Below are 17,841 nucleotides of genomic sequence, written 5' to 3'. Positions count from 1 at the left end.
GGCGTCACCACACGCAGATCAGAGGCCGAACGGCCCGCCCGCGGCGAACTCCGCGACGTCGCCGAGCTGCTCCTCGATGCGCAGGAGCTGGTTGTACTTCGCGACGCGATCGGAGCGCGACGCGGAGCCCGTCTTGATCTGCCCCGCGTTCGTCGCGACCGCGAGATCGGCGATGAACGTGTCCTCGGTCTCACCGGAGCGGTGCGAGATGATGGAGTTGTACCCGTTCGCGCGCGCCATCTCGATCGCCTCGAGCGTCTCGGTGAGCGTGCCGATCTGGTTCACCTTCACGAGGATGGCATTCGCGACGTCGTCCGCGATGCCGCGGGCGAGCCGCTCGCTGTTCGTCACGAACAGGTCGTCGCCCACGAGCTGCACTCGGCTGCCTAACGTCTCGGTCAGCTTCGCCCAGCCGTCCCAGTCGTCCTCGGCGAGGCCGTCCTCGATCGACACGATCGGATACTTCTCCGCCCACTCGGCGTACAGCTCCACCATGCCGGCGGCGTCACGCGCCTTGCCGCCGCTCTTCTTGAACGTGTACGTGCCGCCCTTGTGCAGCTCCGACGCGGCGCAGTCGAGCGCGAGCGCCATGTCCTTCCCCGCCGCGTAGCCGGCCTTGTCGATCGCCTCGAGCACGACCTTGATCGCGTCCTCGTCGCTCGCCAGGTCGGGCGCGAAGCCGCCTTCGTCGCCGACGCCGGTGGAGAGCTTGCGGCCGACGAGCACCTTCTTCAGCGCGTGGAACACCTCGGCGCCCATCCGCAGCGCCTCGGCGAACGACTCCGCGCCGACGGGGACGACCATGTACTCCTGGAAGTCGACGGTGTTCGTCGCGTGCGCGCCGCCGTTGAGGATGTTCATCATCGGCACGGGCAGCACGCGCGCCATCGGCCCGCCGAGGTAGCGGTACAGCGGCAGCTCCTGCTCGTTCGCCGCCGCGCGCGCGACGGCCATCGACACGCCGAGGATCGCGTTCGCGCCGAGCTTGCCCTTGTTCTCCGTGCCGTCGAGATCGAGCATCAGCCGGTCGACGCCGATCTGCTCCGACGCCTCGACGCCGTTCAGCGCCGGCGCGATCACCTCGATCACGTTCGTCACCGCCTGCTGCACGCCCTTGCCGAGGTAGCGCTTCGCGTCGCCGTCGCGCAGCTCGAGCGCCTCGTGCTCGCCCGTCGATGCGCCGCTCGGCACGGCGGCGCGGCCCGCGGCACCGCTCTCCAGCGTGACGTCGACCTCGATGGTCGGGTTGCCGCGGCTGTCGAGGATCTCGCGGGCGGTGACGTCGATGATCGTGGACATGAAGGTCGCTGTGGGTGGTCAGTCGGCGGCCGCCGCGGGGGCCGCGGCGGTGGTGGTGGTCGGATAGGGCGGGCTCTCGAGACCGTAGATGCGTCGGAAGCCTTCGGCCATGCGCTCGTAGACGGCGCGACTCAACGCGTCGCGCTCGTCGTACGAGAGTCCCGCCGTGGAGACGGGTTCGAGCAGGTGCACGTCGACGACACCGGGCGTCACGCGCAGCGTGCCGCGCGGGTTCGCCTCGATCGTGCCGTGAATGATGGTCGGGATGATCGGCACGCCGGCCGCGATCGCGAGCACGAACGGCCCCTTCTTGAACGGCCGCAGCGCGTACGACGTGCCGCGCGTCCCCTCGGGGTACACGACGACGTTGCGCCCCGCGCGGATCCGCACGGCGGCCTCCTCGTAGCTCTGGAACGCGGCCTTCCGATTCTCGCGCTCGATGGGGATCGTGCCCACGGCGCGCGCCGCGCTGCCGAACAGCGGCACCTTGAACAGCTCCGCCTTCGCGACGAACGAGTACTGCGGCAGCACGAGCACCAGCGCGAGCACGTCGTACCAGCTCACGTGGTTGGACACGAAGATGTGCGGCTCGCCGGGGACGAGCTGCTCGCCGCCGTGCAGCACCACGCGCACGCCCGACGCCTTCAGGATCCCCGCGGCCCACCAGCGCGGCGCCCTGTCGAACACGCTCCCCGGTCCCTCGCGCACGCCGAGCAGCTTCGCGATGATCACGAGCGTGCCGCACACGAACGTGAGGAAGATGAACGTGAGGCCGGCGATCAGGGTGCGCATCAGATCGAAAAGTGGTCGTGCCCCTGCGGCAGGTCAACGCGCACGCCCTCACTCGCGTCGTCGTCGAGCACGACGTCGCCACTCGACGCGCCCGCCGCCTCGACGGTGCCGACGCGCGTGAGCGGCGTGCCGAGCTCGCGCTCGAACGCCGCCGCGTCGACGGCGCCCGGCGGCGCGCAGCACGCGAGCTCGTACTCCTCACCGCTCGCGAGCGCATCGCGCACGCTCACGCCCGCGACGCGAGGCACGCGACGCGCGTCGACGCGGAGCCGCACGCCGCTCGCCGCGGCGACGTGCCGCAGGTCGGCCGCGAGCCCGTCGGACACGTCGATCATGGCCGTGACGCCACGCCCGGCCAGCCATCGTCCCTCGCGCAGTCGCGCCACCGGCCGGGCGAAGCGCGTGCGGTCGAGCGCATCCGGCGTCTCGCCGCGCTCCAGGGCGCGCAGCGCGCGCAGCGGACCGCCCAGGAGCCCGGTGACGAACAGCTCATCCCCCGCGCGTGCACCGGAGCGTGCGACGGGCTGCGGGGCCGCGCCGAGCACGGTGACCGTGATGGACAGCGTGTCGCCACCCGAGAGGTCGCCGCCGACGATGCGCGTGCCGGCCAGGCGCACCGCGTCGCCGATCCCTTCGGCAAGCGCCTCGAGCTCCGCGCGCCACGCATGCGGCACGACGAGCGCGACGACGATGCCTAACGGCGCCGCGCCCATCGCCGCGAGGTCGCTCAGCGCGCCGGTCGTCGCGCGCGCGCCGATCTCTCGCGCCGTCAGCCACCCGCGCCGGAAGTGCACGTTCTCCACCGATACGTCGGTGCTCACGACGAGCCGCTCGCCGCGCGGGACGTCGAGGACCGCGGCGTCGTCGCCGATGCCCTCGGCGAGCGCGCCCCATCGGTCGACGAACGCGCGCACCGCGTCGAACTCGGCGCCGGGGCCGAGCGCGTGCTCCATCAGCCCGGAACCGCGGGCAGCTCGGCGAGCACCGGATACGGCGCCCGCGCCGCGTCGCCGCGCCACGCATCCGACAGCGCGCCGAGCACGTCGCGCAGCGTGGTGCCGCGCACGCCGCCGCGGCGCGCCGTCGCGATCTCGCCCGCGCGGCCGTGGATCCAGGCCGCGGCCGCGCCGCGCTCCGTCGCGCGCGCGTCGGCGTTCGCGTGCACGAGCAGCGCGGCGGCGATCCCGGTGAGCACGTCGCCGCTCCCCGCCGTCGCGAGTGCCGGGGTGCCCGTCGCCGACACGAGCGTCGCGTGCTCGTCGCTGATCACGGTCGGCACGCCTTTCAGGAGCACGCTCGCGCCGAGCGTCGCGGCCAGCTCGCGTCCCACGTCGAAGCGCCGCGCGAGGATCTCGTCGAGCGACAGGCCGGCGAGGCGCGACAGCTCGAGCGGGTGCGGTGTGAGCAGCGCGGGCCGGCCGCGCAGCAGCGTGCCCAGTCGCGCCGTGTCGCCGGCGAACATCGTCACCGCGTCGGCGTCGAGCACGACGGGCCCGCGCCACGCGGCGAGCACGCGCTCGGCCAGTGCGCGGGCCGCGTCGTCGCGTCCGAGACCGGGGCCGAGCACGACGACGTCGGCCCACTCCGTGACGGTGTGGGCGAGCGCCGCGTCGTCGGTCGGCCACGGCGACGCGAGCGCCTCGCGCAGCGCGGTCTGCGCGACCGGCACGCTCTCCGGCGCGACGACGACGCGCGCCATGCCCGCTCCGCTGCGGAGCGCCGCCTCGGCCGAGAGCAGCGTCGCGCCGGCCATGCCCGCCGCGCCGCCCACGATCGCGATCTTGCCGCGCGTGCCCTTGTGGGCCGCGGCGTCGAGCGCCGGCGCGAGCCGCGCGACGTCGGCCGCGCCCGACAGCACCGGCCCAACGTCGTTAGGCGCCTCGCCGAGGCCGATGTCGACCACCGCGATGGTGCCCGCGTGGCCGCGCGCGACGAGCAGGCCGCGCTTCAGCGTGCCGAACGTCAGCGTGAGATCCGCGCGCACCGTGTGCGGGTCGAAGTTCTCGCCCGTGGTCGCGTCGAGCCCCGTGGGCACGTCGAGCGCGACGACCACGGCGCCGGACGCGCGCGCCACGTGCATGCGCTCCACGGCCGCGGCGGCGAACGGTGCCGGCGCACCGCGCGCGCCGGTGCCGAGCACTCCGTCGACCACGACCGCCTCCGATCCGGTCGGCGCGTCCAGCGTGCCGTCGGCCAGCGCGCGCGCACGCTCGTAGCGCGCGTCGTCGGTCTTCGGCTCGTCGGCGCCGTGCAGCGCGGCGCGCACCGTCGCGCCCCATCGCCGCAGCGCGGCGGCGACCACCCACCCGTCGCCGCCGTTGTTGCCCGGGCCGGCGTGCACGGCGACGCCGCCGCGCAGGCGGTCGCCGTAGCGGCGCGCGATCTCGGCCGCCGCGGCGGCACCGGCGCGCTGCATGAGCGCGCGCGACGGCGTGCCCGCGTCGATCGCCGCGCGATCGCGCGCCGCGGACTCCGCCGCGGTGACGACCGGGATGCGAGAGGTCACGACGCGAAAGCGGCGGCCACGTGGGCCGCCGCGAGCGTGGCAACGACGAGCGTGCGAGCGACGATCACTCCGCTCACTTGTGCGACTGGCCCACCGTCCGTCCGTAGCCGATCTCGCCGTTGTCGATGCGGACGTTGAAGCCGCACTCGGGATTGCTGCACACCCACGCCTTGTACGTGATGGGCGCGCCGTCGCGGCCGTAGTCGCTGAGCGGGAGCAGCGTTCCGTTCTGGCACTTGTGACACTGCGGCAGCTCGGTGGGCATCGATCAGAGCTCCGTCGCGCGCATCACCCGAGGAGCGCGCAGTTCCATGGGTAGTCGCGCTCGAACGCCTGGTCGAAGTCGAATACGCGCGCGAAGTCGTCCTTCGTGTCGTGCGGCTGACTGATGAGGAGGCCGAGGTCGACGAGCGCGAACACGATGTCGCCGATGTCGTCGGTGCACCGGATCCCCCAGTGCTCGAGGACCAGTCGCGCGACCACGCCGTAGCGCTCGAGCGCGAGGTCGCGGCAGGCGCGGGCGAGCTCCGCCCCGCTGATGTGCCGACGCTCGGGGAGCCGCGTCTGGCTGAACTCCAGCGCCGACAGCACGAACAAGAACGCGCGCTCGTGAAAGCGCGGCTCGCGCAGCCGGATCTGATCCATGATGCCGTCGCGGAACGCCAGCTCTGACAACGACGGTGCTCCAGGTGAAGCGGGTCCAAAGTGACGCGCGGCGGCGCCTGCGACCGTCGGTCGCGCGCCGCCGCGCCGGGGAATACTGGCGGGCACCCGCGCCCACCGCAACCCGTCGACGCCCTACCGTTGACGCGATCGCTCAGCCGTGCGTGAGGTCCGCGGTCGCCGGATACAGCGGGAAGCGGGCCGCGAGCGCCCGCACTTCCTCGCGCACGCTCTCCGCCACCGCGGCGTTCTCGGCGTCGGCGAGCGCGCGGTCCATGAGATCGGCCACGGTGCCCATCTCCGCCTCGCCGAAGCCACGCGTCGTCACGGCCGGCGTGCCGACGCGGATGCCGCTCGTCACGAACGGCGACTGCGTCTCCTTCGGGACGGTGTTCTTGTTCACCGTGATGCCGGCCGCGTCGAGCGCCTTCTCCGCCACCTTGCCCGTGAGCCCTCTGTTGCGCAGGTCGAGCAACATGAGGTGGTTGTCGGTGCCGCCCGACACGACGTGGAAGCCGCGGGCCACGAACGCGCCGGCGAGCGCCTTCGCGTTCGCCACGACGCGCCGGCAGTAGTCGGCGAAGTCGGGGCGCAGCGCCTCCCGGAACGACACCGCCTTCGCGGCGATCACGTGCTCCAGCGGCCCGCCCTGCGCGCCGGGGAACACGCTCTTGTCGATCGCCTTCTGGTGCTCGGCCTTGCACAGGATCATTCCGCCGCGCGGGCCGCGCAGCGTCTTGTGCGTGGTCGTCGTCACGACGTCGGCGTACGGCACCGGCGACGGATACACGCCGGTCGCGGCGAGCCCCGCGAAGTGCGCCATGTCGACCATGAAGATCGCGCCGATCTCGCTCGCGACCTCGGCGAACGCCTGCCAGTCGATCGCGCGCGAGTACGCGCTGTAGCCGGCGATGATCATCTTCGGCCGGTGCGTGCGCGCCAGCTCGCGCATCTGGTCGTAGTCGAGCAGCCCCTCGTCGGTGACGCCGTACGAGATCGCGCGGTACAGGATGCCGGAGAAGTTCACCGGCGACCCGTGCGTGAGGTGGCCGCCGTTCGAGAGGTCCATGCCGAGGAACGTGTCGCCCGGCTTCAGGAACGCGGTGAACGCGGCGAAGTTCGCCGATGCGCCGGAGTGCGGCTGCACGTTCGCGTGGTCCGCGCCGAACAGCTCCTTCGCGCGATCGATCGCGAGCTGCTCGATCTGGTCGACGATCTCGCATCCGCCGTAGTAGCGCTTCCGCGGCAGCCCTTCCGCGTACTTGTTCGTGAGCGGGGAGCCCATGGCCTCGAGCACCGCGGGCGACACGAAGTTCTCGCTCGCGATGAGCTCCAGGCCATCGTTCTGCCGGCGGATCTCCTCGCCGATGAGCGCCGCGACCTCGGGATCGGCGGCGGTGAGGGCCGGACCCGGCGGGCAGCGGTCCCAGTCGCTCCAGTGGTTCGTTCCGTTGTTCATGACGCGCTCACCTCACGACGCCTTGTTGGGCCACTGTGGCCACGTCTTCACCATGCTCCGCACCGCCGCGATGCGGCGCTCGGCGAGGCGATCGGCGGCCTTGTAAGTGGGAATGCGGTCCTGTTGCGCGATCTCGAACACGTTCAGCACCGTGTGGTAGATCTCGTCCGCCTTGCGCAGCGAGCGCTCGCGGCTCCAGCCGGCCAGCTCGCTGTAGACGTTGATCACGCCGCCCGCGTTCGCCACGTAGTCGGGGGCATACAAGATGCCGCGCGACTCCAGCTCGTCGCCGTGGCGGTCCTCGAGCAGCTGGTTGTTCGCCGCGCCGGCGACGATCTGCACGCGGAGCTGCGGGATCGTGCGGTCGTTGATGACGGCGCCGAGCGCACACGGCGCGAAGATGTCGGCCGCCTGCGCGTAGATCTCCTCCGTCGGCACGGCGCGCGCACCGGTCGCGTTCACCACGGCCTTCACGCGCTCGGGATCGATGTCGGTGACGACGAGCGACGCGCCGGCCTCGCTCAGCTCCTGCGCGAGGTAGTGTCCGACGTTGCCGCACCCCTGGATGGCGATCGTGCGCCCCTCGAGCGAGTCGCGCCCCCACACCTGCCGCGCCGACGCCTGGATGGCGCGGAAGACGCCGTGCGCGGTGACCGGCGACGGATCGCCCGACGCGCCGGCGAGCCCCGCGACGTAGTCGGTCTCCATGTGCACGAAGTCCATGTCGCCCGTGCTCGTGCCGACGTCCTCCGCCGTCACGTAGCGGCCGCCGAGCGAGTCGACGAAGCGGCCGTGCGCGCGGAAGATCATCTCGCGCTGCACGGTGCGGTTGTCGCCGATGATGACGCTCTTGCCGCCGCCGAGGTTGAGCCCCGCGACGGCGTTCTTGTACGTCATGCCGCGCGCGAGGCGCAGCGCGTCGATGATCGCCTCCTCGTCGCTGGCGTAGTTCCAGAAGCGCGTGCCGCCGAGCGCGGGGCCGAGCGTGGTGTCGTGGACGGCGATGATGCCGCGGTAGCCGGCCGCCTTGTCGTGGCACACGACGACCTGCTCGTGGCCCATCTCGGCGAGTCTGTCGAAGAGATTCATTGCAGTCAGGTATAGAGCTCGCGCGCGATCACCACGCGCTGGATCTCCGAGGTGCCCTCGTAGATCTCCGTGACCTTGGCGTCGCGCAGGTAGCGCTCCACCGGGTACTCCTTCACGTAGCCGTAGCCGCCGAAGATCTGCACGGCCTCGTCGGCGACGAACATCGCCGTCTCGCTGGCCATCAACTTCGACATCGCGGCGAACTGCGTGACGCGCTCGCCGCGATCCTTCGCGGCGGCCGTCGCGTGCAGCAGCGCGCGCGACGCCGTGACGCGCATCGCCATGTCGGCGAGCTTGAACTGGATCGCCTCGAAGTCACGGATCGGGCGGCCGAACTGTCGACGCTCGTCGGCGTAGTCGCGGGCCGCCTGGAGCGCGGCGCGCGCGATGCCGAGCGCCTGCGCGCCGATGCCCAGCCGCCCGTGCTCGAGCGACTGCAGCGCGTAGGCGAGCCCCTGCCCCGGCTCGCCTAACAGATGGCCAGCGGGCACGCGCATCTCGTCGAACACGAGCTGCACCGTCGGCGACGCGCGCAGCCCGAGCTTGTTCTCCTTCTTGCCGACGTGGAAGCCCGGCAGGTCCGGCGTGATGACGAACGCGCCGATGCCGCGACTGCCCTGCCGGTCCGCGGCCGTGTCGGTGCGCGCCATGACGAGGATGACGCCGGCGTGCGACCCGCTCGTCACCCACGACTTCGTGCCGGTCAGCACCCAGCCGTCGCCGTCGCGCGTCGCTTGGCAGCGCAGCGACGCCGCGTCGCTCCCCGCGTCCGGCTCGGAGAGCGCGAACGCGCCGAGGATCTCGCCGCGCGCCATCGGCCGCAGCCACCGATCCTTCTGCGCTTCGGTGCCCCACCGCAGCAGCATCTGCGTCGGCAGCGAGTTGTGCACGCTCATCATCACGGCGACCGACGCATCGGCCGCCGCGATCTCCTCGAGCGCGATGAGGTAGGTCACCGTGTCGAGCGCGAGCCCGTCGTACTCTTCGGGGAGGAGCATGCCGAGAAACCCCGCGTCGCCGAGCTGCTTCACCAGCGCGGGCTCGAAGTATCCCTCGCGGTCCCACTGCGCGGCGTGCGGCGCGACGTGCTCGCGCGCGAACGTGCGCGCGAGGTCGCGGATCTCGCGCTGGGTCTCGGTGAGCGGGAGAAGATCGGAGAGCATCAGTATTGATAGAAGCCGCGACCGGTCTTGCGTCCGAGCCACCCCGCCGCGACGTACTTCCGCAGCAGCGGGCACGGACGGTACTTCGGGTCGCCGAGCCCGCGGTGCATGACCTCGAGGATCGCGAGGCAGGTGTCGAGGCCGATGAAGTCCGCCAGCGTGAGCGGTCCCATGGGATGGTTCATGCCGAGCTTCATCACCGTGTCGATGGCCTCCGGCGTGCCGACGCCCTCCATCACGCAGTACACGGCCTCGTTGATCATCGGCATGAGGATCCGGTTCGCGACGAAGCCCGGGTAGTCGTTCACCTCCACCGGCGTCTTCCCGACCTTGCGCGCCAGCTCCATCGTCGTCGCGGTCGTCGCGTCGCTCGTCGCTATTCCGCGGATGACCTCCACGAGCTGCATCACCGGCACGGGATTCATGAAGTGCATGCCGATGACGAGCTCGGGGCGGCGCGTGCGCGCAGCGATCTCGGTGATGGAGATGGAGCTCGTGTTCGTGGCGAGGATCGCGCCCGCGTTCGCGAGCCGGTCGACGTCCTGGAAGATGCGGAACTTGAGATCCGCGTTCTCCGTCGCTGCCTCGACGACGATCCCCGCGCCCTCGACCGCCGCCATGTCGACGTGCGTCGAGACGCGGGCGAGCGTGGCGTCCTTCGCCGCCGCGTCGATCGATCCCTTCTTCACCTGTCGGTCGAGGTTCTTCTCGATCGTGGACAGGCCGCGCTGCAGCGCGCCGTCGTTCACGTCGATCATCGCCACGTCGTAGCCGGCGGCCGCGAACACGTGCGCGATGCCGTTGCCCATCTGCCCCGCGCCGATGATCGCGACCTCGTCGATCGGCTCGGTGCGGTACGGTGCGCCGCTCTGCGAGGCGGCGGTCGTCGCTTCAGCCATCGGCGTGCTCCCCGGCGGCCACGCGGCCGCGCTCGAGAAAGTGTGAGGCGCCGCGCCACCGGAGCAGCGCGAGCGCCGAGAGGATTCCGAGTCCGGCGGCGAGTCCCCCCTCGGGGCCCCACGCGCCGCCGGTCAGCCAGTCGGGTCCCGCGTCCACCGTGCGGTAGTCGGGCATGGCGAACGGCAGCCCGCTCACCGCCGCGTGGACCGCGGCGCTCAGCGTCCAGTTCCACGCGAGATGCGTGGCGAACGCGGCCCACACGCTGCCCGTCACGAGCACCACGGCGCCGAGGAAGCATCCCGCGAGCACGACCATCACGATCGACAGCACCGTGACGCCCGGGTTGCTGACGTGCGCGATGCCGAACAACACGCTCGTCGCCGCGAGCGCCGCGACCGGGCCGGCGCTCTCGCGCAGCACCATGAACGGATAGCCGCGGAAGATGAGCTCCTCCAGCAGCGCGGCGGGCGCGAGCTTCGCCAGCAGCGACCCGGCCGCGCCGAACCAGCTGCCATCAGCCGACGGCAGCACGCGCAGCTCGCGGCCGACGATGAGCAGCAGGCACGGCACGCCGATCGCCACGGCGCCGAGCAGCGCGCCTAACGCGAGCCCGCGTGGCCGCAGCGCGGCACGTCCGAGCCCCACGTCGGCCCACGGCCGCCGCTCGACGAGTCGCAGCACGAACAGGTGCGCGGCCAACGCGCCCGCGACCCACAGCCAATCGGCGAGGCTCAGCCAGTACGCGTTGAGCGGGATGCCGAGCGCGCGGAGCACCGCGGCGAGCAGCGGATACACGAGCTGCGCCGCGACGAGCAGCCCCGCGACGAGCGCGAGCACGAAGAGCAGCAGCCGCCACCCCGCACGCAGCCGCCCGTCGGAGGCGAAGAGCCACGCCGGCGGCCGGTCTCCGGCGCGCGGCGCCGCCGCCGGGGGGGGACGGCGCCAGGGCTCAGTCGACGCGCTCCACGCTGAGCGCCACCGCGTCACCGCCGCCGAGGCACAGGGTCGCGAGGCCCGTCGACTTGCCGCGGTCGGCGAGCGCGTACAGCAGCGTGGTGAGCACCCGCGCGCCGCTCGCGCCGATCGGGTGGCCTAACGCGATTGCGCCGCCGTGCACGTTCACGCGGTCCCATGCCCAGTCGAGGCCCTGCCCGGTCGCGATCGCCTGCGACGCGAACGCCTCGTTCGCCTCGAACAGATCGTAGTCGTCGATCGACGTGCCCGCCTTCTTCATGAGGTTCTGCACCGCCGTGATCGGCGCGAAGAACAGGTCCTGCGGGTTCGTCGCGCCGGTCGCGTAGGCGGTGATGCGCGCGAGGATCGTGAGGCCGTGCGCGCGCGCGTACTCCTCGCTCGTCACGACGACCGCCGCACCGCCGTCGTTCAGCGACGACGCGTTCCCCGCCGTCACGCTGAGCTCCTCCGCGGGCACGCCCTTCGTCGCGAACGCGGGGCGCAGCTTCGCGAGCGACTCCGCGGTCGTGTCGCGGCGCGGCCCTTCGTCGGTGTCGACGACGAGGTCGCCCTTCCGACCCGGCACGCGCACCGGCACGATCTCGTCCTTGAACTTGCCCGCGTCCTGCGCGTCGACGGCCTTGCGGTGCGACGCCGCCGCGAACTCGTCCTGCTGCTCGCGCGAGATCCCGGCCTTGCGCGCGGTGTACTCGGCGTGGCCGCCCATGTGCACGTCGCACATCGCACACCACAGCCCGTCCTTGATCATGCCGTCGACGAGCTTCTGGTCGCCGAGCTTCACGCCGTCGCGCATGCCGTAGACGTAGTACGGCGCGTTCGACATGGACTCCTGCCCGCCGGCGACGATCACCTGCGCGTCGCCCGCCTTGATCGCCTGTGCGGCGAGCATCACCGACTTGAGACCGGATCCGCAGACCTTGTTGACGGTCATCGCGGAGACCGTCGCGGGCACGCCGGCCTTCAGCATCGCCTGCCGGGCGGGCGCCTGTCCGACGCCGCCCTGCACGACGTTGCCCATGATGACTTCCTGCACCTCGTCGGCGGGGACGCGCGAGCGCTTGATCGCCTCGCGGATCGCCGCCGCGCCGAGGTCGGGTGCGGTGAGCGAACCGAACGCCCCGAGGAACTTGCCGATCGGGGTGCGCGCGGCCGCCACGATGACGGGCTGACGCGATGTATCGGGCATGACGAGTCGGGTCCGGGTCAGGAGCGGCGTCCCGCGCCTGCCGGGCCACCCGCTCAGCCTGGGAAGCTACCCGGCGGCCAGGCGGGGTTCAACGGAGATGCGCAGGAGCGGGCACGAGGCGCGGGCACGGCAGGACGCATCATCTCCATCGCGTTACCATCATTTCCATACACCGCTCGATGGGAATCGATGGTAACGCCATGAAGATGATGCGTCCCACGCTCAGCCCAGCGCTCTGACCTCCGCGAACCGCTCCCGCAGGATCCGCGCGTCGTCCGGCCGGTCGTCGAGCAGCGCGAAGTCGGCGAAGTCGAATCCTGGACCGACGGTGCAGCCGACGAGCGCGTAATCGCCCGTGGTGCGCGCGGCCTGCCACCACCCCGCGGGCACCGTGTGCGTCGGACGTGCGCCGCTGCCGTCCACCGGCGCCAGCGTGACCGAGCACGACGATGCGAGCGCCGGATCGATGCACAGCAGCTCCAGCGGCGCGCCCTCGTAGTGGTGCCACACCTCGTCCGCGGCGACGCGATGCCAGCGGCTGTGTGCGCCGGCCGCGAGCAGGAAGTAGATGTTCGTCAACGCGTCGCGCTCCGCTCCGTCGCCGCGCGTCACGCGGTCGACGGAGCGGAACAGCTCGCGATACCATCCACCCTCCGGATGCGGCGCGAGGCCGAGCGTCGCCACGAGCTCGGCGGCGCGCGCATGGAGGGGCTTCAAATCCCGACGCCCACCCGCGCGTACACGAACCGGCCGTTGAACCCGAACGGCGAGAAGGAGCTGTACGGGAAGATGCCGAAGTTCGCGTTGCCGGCGACGTTGGAGCGCACGTTGCCGAGGTTGTTGTTCTGGTCCGGGTACACGTCGAACACGTTGTCCGCGCCGGCCGTGAGCGTGAAGCGGCGCAGCACCTTGTACGACGCGCTCACGTCGGTGATCCACTTCGCCCCGAACGTCTGGTCCAGGTTGTCGCTGCCGACCGTGGCGCGCGTCGTCACCGACCCGAAGCGCTGCGTGCGCGCGACGAGCCCGAGATCGTGGTACTCGTAGTTCGCCGACGCGAGGAAGTTGTCGCGCGGCTGCCCCTCCTCGATCCGTGCGCGCTCCACGCGACCGAACAGGTTCTCGTTCTGGTTGCCGAGCTCCGGCGGCGTCTGCGCGACGAGCGTCGCGTGCGTCTTGTTGTGGTTGTACCCGGCCATGAGGCGCACGAACCCGGCGGAGCGCAGCGAGAGGCCGTAGTTGCCCACCACGTCGATGCCGTTCGTGCGCGTGTCGATCGCGTTCGTGAAGTAGCGCGCGCCGGAGACGCCGAGCGGGCGGAGCAGGTTCTGCACCGCCGTGCCGGTGAAGTTCTCGGAGAGTACGATGCGATCGGTGATGTTCACGCGGTACAGATCCACGGTGAACGACAGGCTCCGCGCGGGCTCGAGCGCGACACCCGCGCTGTAGTTCGTGGAGTGCTCGGGCTTGAGCGGCTTCGCGCCTAACACCTTCGCGAGGTCGGAGCCCACCGGCGCCGTGCGGATCTCGAACGGCACGCCGTTCACGAAGTTCGTCGCCGTGGACGAGAAGTAGGTCTGCTGCAGCGACGGCGCGCGGAAGCCGGTGCCGAACGCGCCGCGCAGCACGAAGCCCGGCACGATCGTGAGCCGCGACGCGACCTTCCCGGTGGTCGTGGAGCCGAAGTCGCTGTAGTGCTCGTAGCGCACGGCGCCGCTGACCAGGAACTGCTTCGTGATGTCGCTCTCGACGTCGGCGTACACGGCGGCGTTGTTGCGCGACGCGTCGACCGCATTGCTCGGCTGGAAGCCGGGGAACACCTGCGCGCCGGGAATCGCCTTCGCACCGACGACGACGTTGCCGTTCGCGTCGAGCACCGGCGCGCCGCCGTCCACGTACGAGGCGACGTCGCCGGCCTTGATCCGATACTGGTCCACGCGGAACTCGGCCCCCGCCGCGAGGCGCAGCGGGATCCCCGCGGTTCCGACGTGCACCTCGCGCGACAGATCGAGGTTGTTCATCCACTGTCCGAACACCAGCGTGCCGGCGTAGAAGTTCGTCGGGCTCGCGGCGCCCATCGACGCGTTGTTGCTGTGCGTCACGTCGAAGCGGAAGTTGTCGCGGCCATACCCGGTGCTGAGATCCCACTGCCAGCCGGCGACCTTGCCGCGCGCGCCACCGAAGCCCGAGAAGTCGCCGATGGTGCTCTCGATGAACGGCAGGAAGCCGTTCGGGTAGATGCTGCGCACCGTCTGCGTGTTCTGTGTCACGCGGCGGAAGTTCCCCGCCGAGCGCCCCTCGCGGTGGTCGAATCCGCCGAACGCGTACAGCTCGACGCCGTTCGCGAGGTCGTAGCCGCCGTTGAACATGCCCACCGCGTCGGCCACGGCGGCGTCGCCGAGCTCGTAGTTCATTGGGCCGGTCGAGAGGTCGCGGAACGTGCCGTTGGTCACCTCGGCGAACGTCTGCGGTCGCGGGTCGGCCAGCGTGCGGTTCGTGTTGCCGCGGTTCCGGTACTCGACGCCGCCGTGCAGGAACCGCGACTGCGACGACGCGACGCCCTTGTCGAGCGCCGCGTGCACGAGCCCTCCGTCGTGCGCCGAGCGGCTCGGCGTCTGCGCGGTGACTGGCGTCGCGACGCCGCTCACCAGGTTCGTGCCGTTCACCGTCTGGCCGCCGTAGGTCGTCGCCGTGCGCCCATACTCCGCCGTGAGGTTGCCGTCGGCGCCCGACTTCAGCACGATGTTCACCACGCCGGCGATCGCGTCGGAGCCGTACTGCGCCGCGGCGCCGTCGCGCAGCACCTCGATGTGATCGATCATGCTCGCCGGGATGGCGTTCACGTCGACCGCCGCCTGTCCGCGTCCCACGGAGCCATTGAGGTTCACGAGGGCGCTCGTGTGACGCCGCTTGCCGTTCAGCAGCACGAGCACCTGGTCGGCGCCCAGTCCGCGCAGCGTGAGCGGGCGCACGTGGTCCGTGCCGTCGGTGATCGACGGCCGCGGGAAGTTCACGCTCGGCGCGAGCTGCTGGAGGATCTGCGCCGTCTCCGTGCGGCCCGTGCTCTTGATCTCCGCCGCCGACAGCACGTCGACCGGCACCGGCGACTCGATCACCGTGCGCGCTTCCGTGCGGCTGCCGACGACCGCCACCGCCTCCAGCGTGCTCGCGGCGCGCGCCAGCCGGAAGTTGCGCGTGACCGTGCCGCCCGCCGTGACGACGACCGTGTCGCGCGGCGACGTGTAGCCGATCAGCCGCGCGCGCAGCTCGTACGTGCCGGGACGCAGTGCGATGCGATACGTGCCGTCGGACTTCGTGAGCGCGCCGTACGGCGTGCCGGTGACGGCGATGGTCGCGCCGACCATGCCCTCGCCGCTCTCGCCGGTGACGCGTCCGGTGACCGTGCCGAGCGCCGGCTGCTGGGCGGCCGCGCGCTCCGCGGCGAGGACGAGCGATCCGGCCAGGAGGAGCCGGGTGACGTGCAGGTGCATCACGAACCTCCGACGACGCGCCGCCGGCGCTCGTGGCGACGCAGAAGGTGGGACGGGGGTGCGGGGAGTGCCGCGCAATGCGACGTCTGCGTCTACTTCATGTGCCAGAACGAGCGACCCGCCGATCGCACGGTGGGTCACCGGCGGCCGGCGGGTCGGGGCGAGTCGTGCGCGCGCGGGTCAGGCCGTCGGCGGCGCGTCCTGCCAGAGCGCGCGCGTGCGGATCTCGTCGGCGAGCCGCGCGACGAGCGCGTCGAGGCCTAACGATTCCTGCTGCTTCTCCGCGCCGCGCCGGCGGAGCGTCACCGTGCGCTGCTCCTGCTCGCGGCGGCCGACGACCGCCATGTACGGCACCTTCAGGTGCGACGCGTCCTTGATCACCTCGCGGTAGTCCTTGCGGTGCTCGCGGTCGTAGCCCACGCGCACGCCCGCCGCGCGCAGCGCGCCGACGACCTCCTCCGCGTACGCGTCGTAGTCGGCGGCGATCGGCACCACGCGCACCTGCTCCGGCGCGAGCCACGTCGGGAAGTTGCCCGCGAAGTGCTCGATGAGGATCGCGATGAACCGCTCGAACGACCCGCTCACCGCGCGGTGGATGACGACCGGCCGGTGCGGCGCGTTGTCCTCGCCGACGTAGCTCATGTCGAACCGCTCGGGGTTCATGTAGTCGAGCTGGATCGTGCCGAGCTGCCACGCGCGCCCGATCGAGTCCGTCACGTCGAAGTCGATCTTCGGGCCGTAGAACGCGCCGTCGCCGGGCTTCAGCTCGTACGGCATCCCCGTCGCCCCGAGCGCGGCCTTCAGTCCCGCCTCGGCGCGGTCCCACTGCTCGTCGGAGCCGATGCGCTGCTCGGGGCGCGTCGCGAACTTCAGCGTCGCCTTCAGCCCGAACGCCTCGTAGTAGCCGAGGATGAAGTCGAGGAGGAAGCGCACCTCCGCCGTGATCTGGTCCTCGCGCAGGAACACGTGGCAATCGTCCTGCTGGAACTGCCGCACGCGCGTGAGCCCCGAGAGCGCGCCCGACACCTCGTTCCGGTGCAGCACGTCCATCGTCACGAGCCGCAGCGGCAGCTCGCGATAGGAGTGCTTCGAGGAGTTGAAGTAGACGTAGTGCGACGGGCAGTTCATCGGCTTGAGCGACATGTCGTGCTCGTTCGTCTCGTTGTCGAGCACGAGGAACATGTTCTCGCGGTACTTGCCCCAGTGGCCGGACTGCTCCCACAGCGCCTTGTTGTAGAGCAGCGGCGTCTTCACCTCGTTGAAGTCGCGCTGCTGTCGCTCGCGCACGAAGTCGACGATCGTGTTGTAGAGGATCGTGCCGCGCGGCGTCCAGAACGCGGCGCCCGGCGACACCGCGTGGAACTGGAACAGGTCGAGCTGCCTGCCTAACAGGCGGTGATCGCGCCGCTTCGCCTCCTCGATGCGGTGCAGGTGCTGCTCGAGGTCGTCCTTCTTGAAGAACGCCGTGGCGTAGATGCGCTGCAGCATCTGCCGCTTCACGTCGCCGCGCCAGTACGCGCCGGCCGTGTTGAGCAGCTTGAAGTGCTTCAGCCACGACGTGTCGGGCACGTGCGGGCCGCGGCAGAGATCCACGAAGTCGCCGTCGCGGTACGTGGAGATGACCTCGTCCTCGGGGAGATCCTGCAGCCGCTCGAGCTTCAGCGGATCCTCGCGAAAGACGACGCGGGCCTCGTCGCGCGACACCTCGCTGCGCTCGAACGCGAGCTTCTCCTGCGCGACCTTGCGCATCTCCGCCTCGAACGCCGCGAGGTCGTCGGGCGTGAACGGCTTCTCGACCTCGAAGTCGTAGTAGAAGCCGTCCTCGATCGCCGGGCCGAAGCCGATCTTCGCGTCGGGGCGGAGCCGGCGCACCGCCGTCGCGAGCACGTGCGCGCCGGAGTGGCGCAGCACGTCGAGCGCCTGCGGGTCCTTCTCCGTGAGGACGCGGAACGCGCCACCCTTCCGCAGCGGCGTGATGAGGTCCTGGATCTGTCCGTCGACGCTCACCGCCACGGCGGCGCGCAGCAGCCGCTCGCCGATGGATGCGACGACGTCGCGCGGGAGCGTGCCGTAGGGCACCTCGCGCGTCGCGCCGTCGGGCAGCGTGAGCGTGATCGTATCGACGTCGGGAGCGTGAAGAGCGGCGGACGCGTCCATCCTGGCGAGGCTCGTGCGGGTATGCGAGTGTGAAGCGCGCATGCCGCACGCCGCGCATGCCGCGCGGGCCGTCGGAGGCCAAATCGCGGGCCGGCAGGTGGCCTTGTTCTTGCGCGCTCGCGCACGCAGCATCGCGCCGTCGTCTGACGCGCAACTTATTC

The 17,841-nt window shown here is 71.4% G+C and carries 15 protein-coding genes; all 15 read right to left on the bottom strand.

Annotated elements, in window-relative coordinates:
- Window positions 1–18: 18 nt before the first annotated feature.
- Entirely contained in the window at window positions 19–1,299 is a 1,281-nt protein-coding gene (gene eno, locus J421_RS15100; RefSeq protein WP_025412018.1) for a phosphopyruvate hydratase, read from the bottom strand.
- An 18-nt stretch (window positions 1,300–1,317) separates the two neighbouring features.
- The gene (locus tag J421_RS15095; protein ID WP_104022658.1) at window positions 1,318–2,091 is read right to left on the bottom strand and encodes a lysophospholipid acyltransferase family protein; all 774 of its coding nucleotides are present in this window, start codon (window positions 2,089–2,091) and stop codon (window positions 1,318–1,320) included.
- Complete coding sequence (gene thiL / locus J421_RS15090) at window positions 2,091–3,044, bottom strand: thiamine-phosphate kinase (RefSeq protein WP_025412016.1); 954 nt, start codon at window positions 3,042–3,044, stop codon at window positions 2,091–2,093. The genes J421_RS15095 and thiL overlap by 1 nt, the downstream gene beginning before the upstream one ends.
- Window positions 3,044–4,597 carry an NAD(P)H-hydrate dehydratase gene (locus J421_RS15085; RefSeq protein WP_104022657.1) on the bottom strand — a complete coding sequence of 518 codons (1,554 nt, stop codon included), beginning with the start codon at window positions 4,595–4,597 and terminating at the stop codon, window positions 3,044–3,046. The genes thiL and J421_RS15085 overlap by 1 nt, the downstream gene beginning before the upstream one ends.
- Before the next feature lie 73 nt (window positions 4,598–4,670).
- The gene (locus tag J421_RS15080) at window positions 4,671–4,862 is read right to left on the bottom strand and encodes a hypothetical protein (RefSeq protein WP_025412014.1); all 192 of its coding nucleotides are present in this window, start codon (window positions 4,860–4,862) and stop codon (window positions 4,671–4,673) included.
- A 23-nt stretch (window positions 4,863–4,885) separates the two neighbouring features.
- The gene (locus J421_RS15075) at window positions 4,886–5,272 is read right to left on the bottom strand and encodes a Minf_1886 family protein (protein WP_148306337.1); all 387 of its coding nucleotides are present in this window, start codon (window positions 5,270–5,272) and stop codon (window positions 4,886–4,888) included.
- 142 nt (window positions 5,273–5,414) lie between these two features.
- Window positions 5,415–6,719, bottom strand: coding sequence for a serine hydroxymethyltransferase (locus J421_RS15070; RefSeq protein WP_025412012.1), 1,305 nt, complete (start codon window positions 6,717–6,719; stop codon window positions 5,415–5,417).
- Window positions 6,720–6,731: 12 nt separating this feature from the next.
- Window positions 6,732–7,808, bottom strand: a complete 1,077-nt coding sequence (locus tag J421_RS15065) for a Glu/Leu/Phe/Val dehydrogenase dimerization domain-containing protein (RefSeq protein ID WP_025412011.1) — start codon at window positions 7,806–7,808, stop codon at window positions 6,732–6,734.
- Between the two features lie 5 nt (window positions 7,809–7,813).
- Window positions 7,814–8,971: an acyl-CoA dehydrogenase family protein gene (locus J421_RS15060; protein ID WP_025412010.1), complete on the bottom strand. Its 1,158-nt coding sequence runs from the start codon at window positions 8,969–8,971 to the stop codon at window positions 7,814–7,816.
- Window positions 8,971–9,870 carry a 3-hydroxybutyryl-CoA dehydrogenase gene (locus J421_RS15055; RefSeq protein WP_104022656.1) on the bottom strand — a complete coding sequence of 300 codons (900 nt, stop codon included), beginning with the start codon at window positions 9,868–9,870 and terminating at the stop codon, window positions 8,971–8,973. Before J421_RS15055 ends, J421_RS15060 begins: the two co-directional genes overlap by 1 nt.
- Window positions 9,863–10,708, bottom strand: coding sequence for a CPBP family intramembrane glutamic endopeptidase (locus J421_RS15050; RefSeq protein WP_158508804.1), 846 nt, complete (start codon window positions 10,706–10,708; stop codon window positions 9,863–9,865). The genes J421_RS15055 and J421_RS15050 overlap by 8 nt, the downstream gene beginning before the upstream one ends.
- A 112-nt stretch (window positions 10,709–10,820) precedes the next feature.
- The gene (locus J421_RS15045) at window positions 10,821–12,032 is read right to left on the bottom strand and encodes an acetyl-CoA C-acetyltransferase (RefSeq protein WP_025412007.1); all 1,212 of its coding nucleotides are present in this window, start codon (window positions 12,030–12,032) and stop codon (window positions 10,821–10,823) included.
- A gap of 222 nt (window positions 12,033–12,254) precedes the next feature.
- On the bottom strand, window positions 12,255–12,749 hold the full coding sequence (locus J421_RS15040) for a cupin domain-containing protein (RefSeq protein WP_025412006.1): 495 nt from the start codon (window positions 12,747–12,749) through the stop codon (window positions 12,255–12,257).
- Window positions 12,746–15,523, bottom strand: a complete 2,778-nt coding sequence (locus J421_RS15035; RefSeq protein ID WP_025412005.1) for a TonB-dependent receptor — start codon at window positions 15,521–15,523, stop codon at window positions 12,746–12,748. Before J421_RS15035 ends, J421_RS15040 begins: the two co-directional genes overlap by 4 nt.
- A gap of 180 nt (window positions 15,524–15,703) precedes the next feature.
- Entirely contained in the window at window positions 15,704–17,680 is a 1,977-nt protein-coding gene (thrS, locus tag J421_RS15030; RefSeq protein WP_025412004.1) for a threonine--tRNA ligase, read from the bottom strand.
- Between the last annotated feature and the right edge of the window lie 161 nt (window positions 17,681–17,841).

The organism is Gemmatirosa kalamazoonensis (assembly GCF_000522985.1).
GTDB classification, from domain to species: domain Bacteria; phylum Gemmatimonadota; class Gemmatimonadetes; order Gemmatimonadales; family Gemmatimonadaceae; genus Gemmatirosa; species Gemmatirosa kalamazoonensis.
The sequence above is the reverse complement of the archived record's forward strand: the minus strand, read 5'-3'. Positions and strand labels throughout refer to the sequence as shown.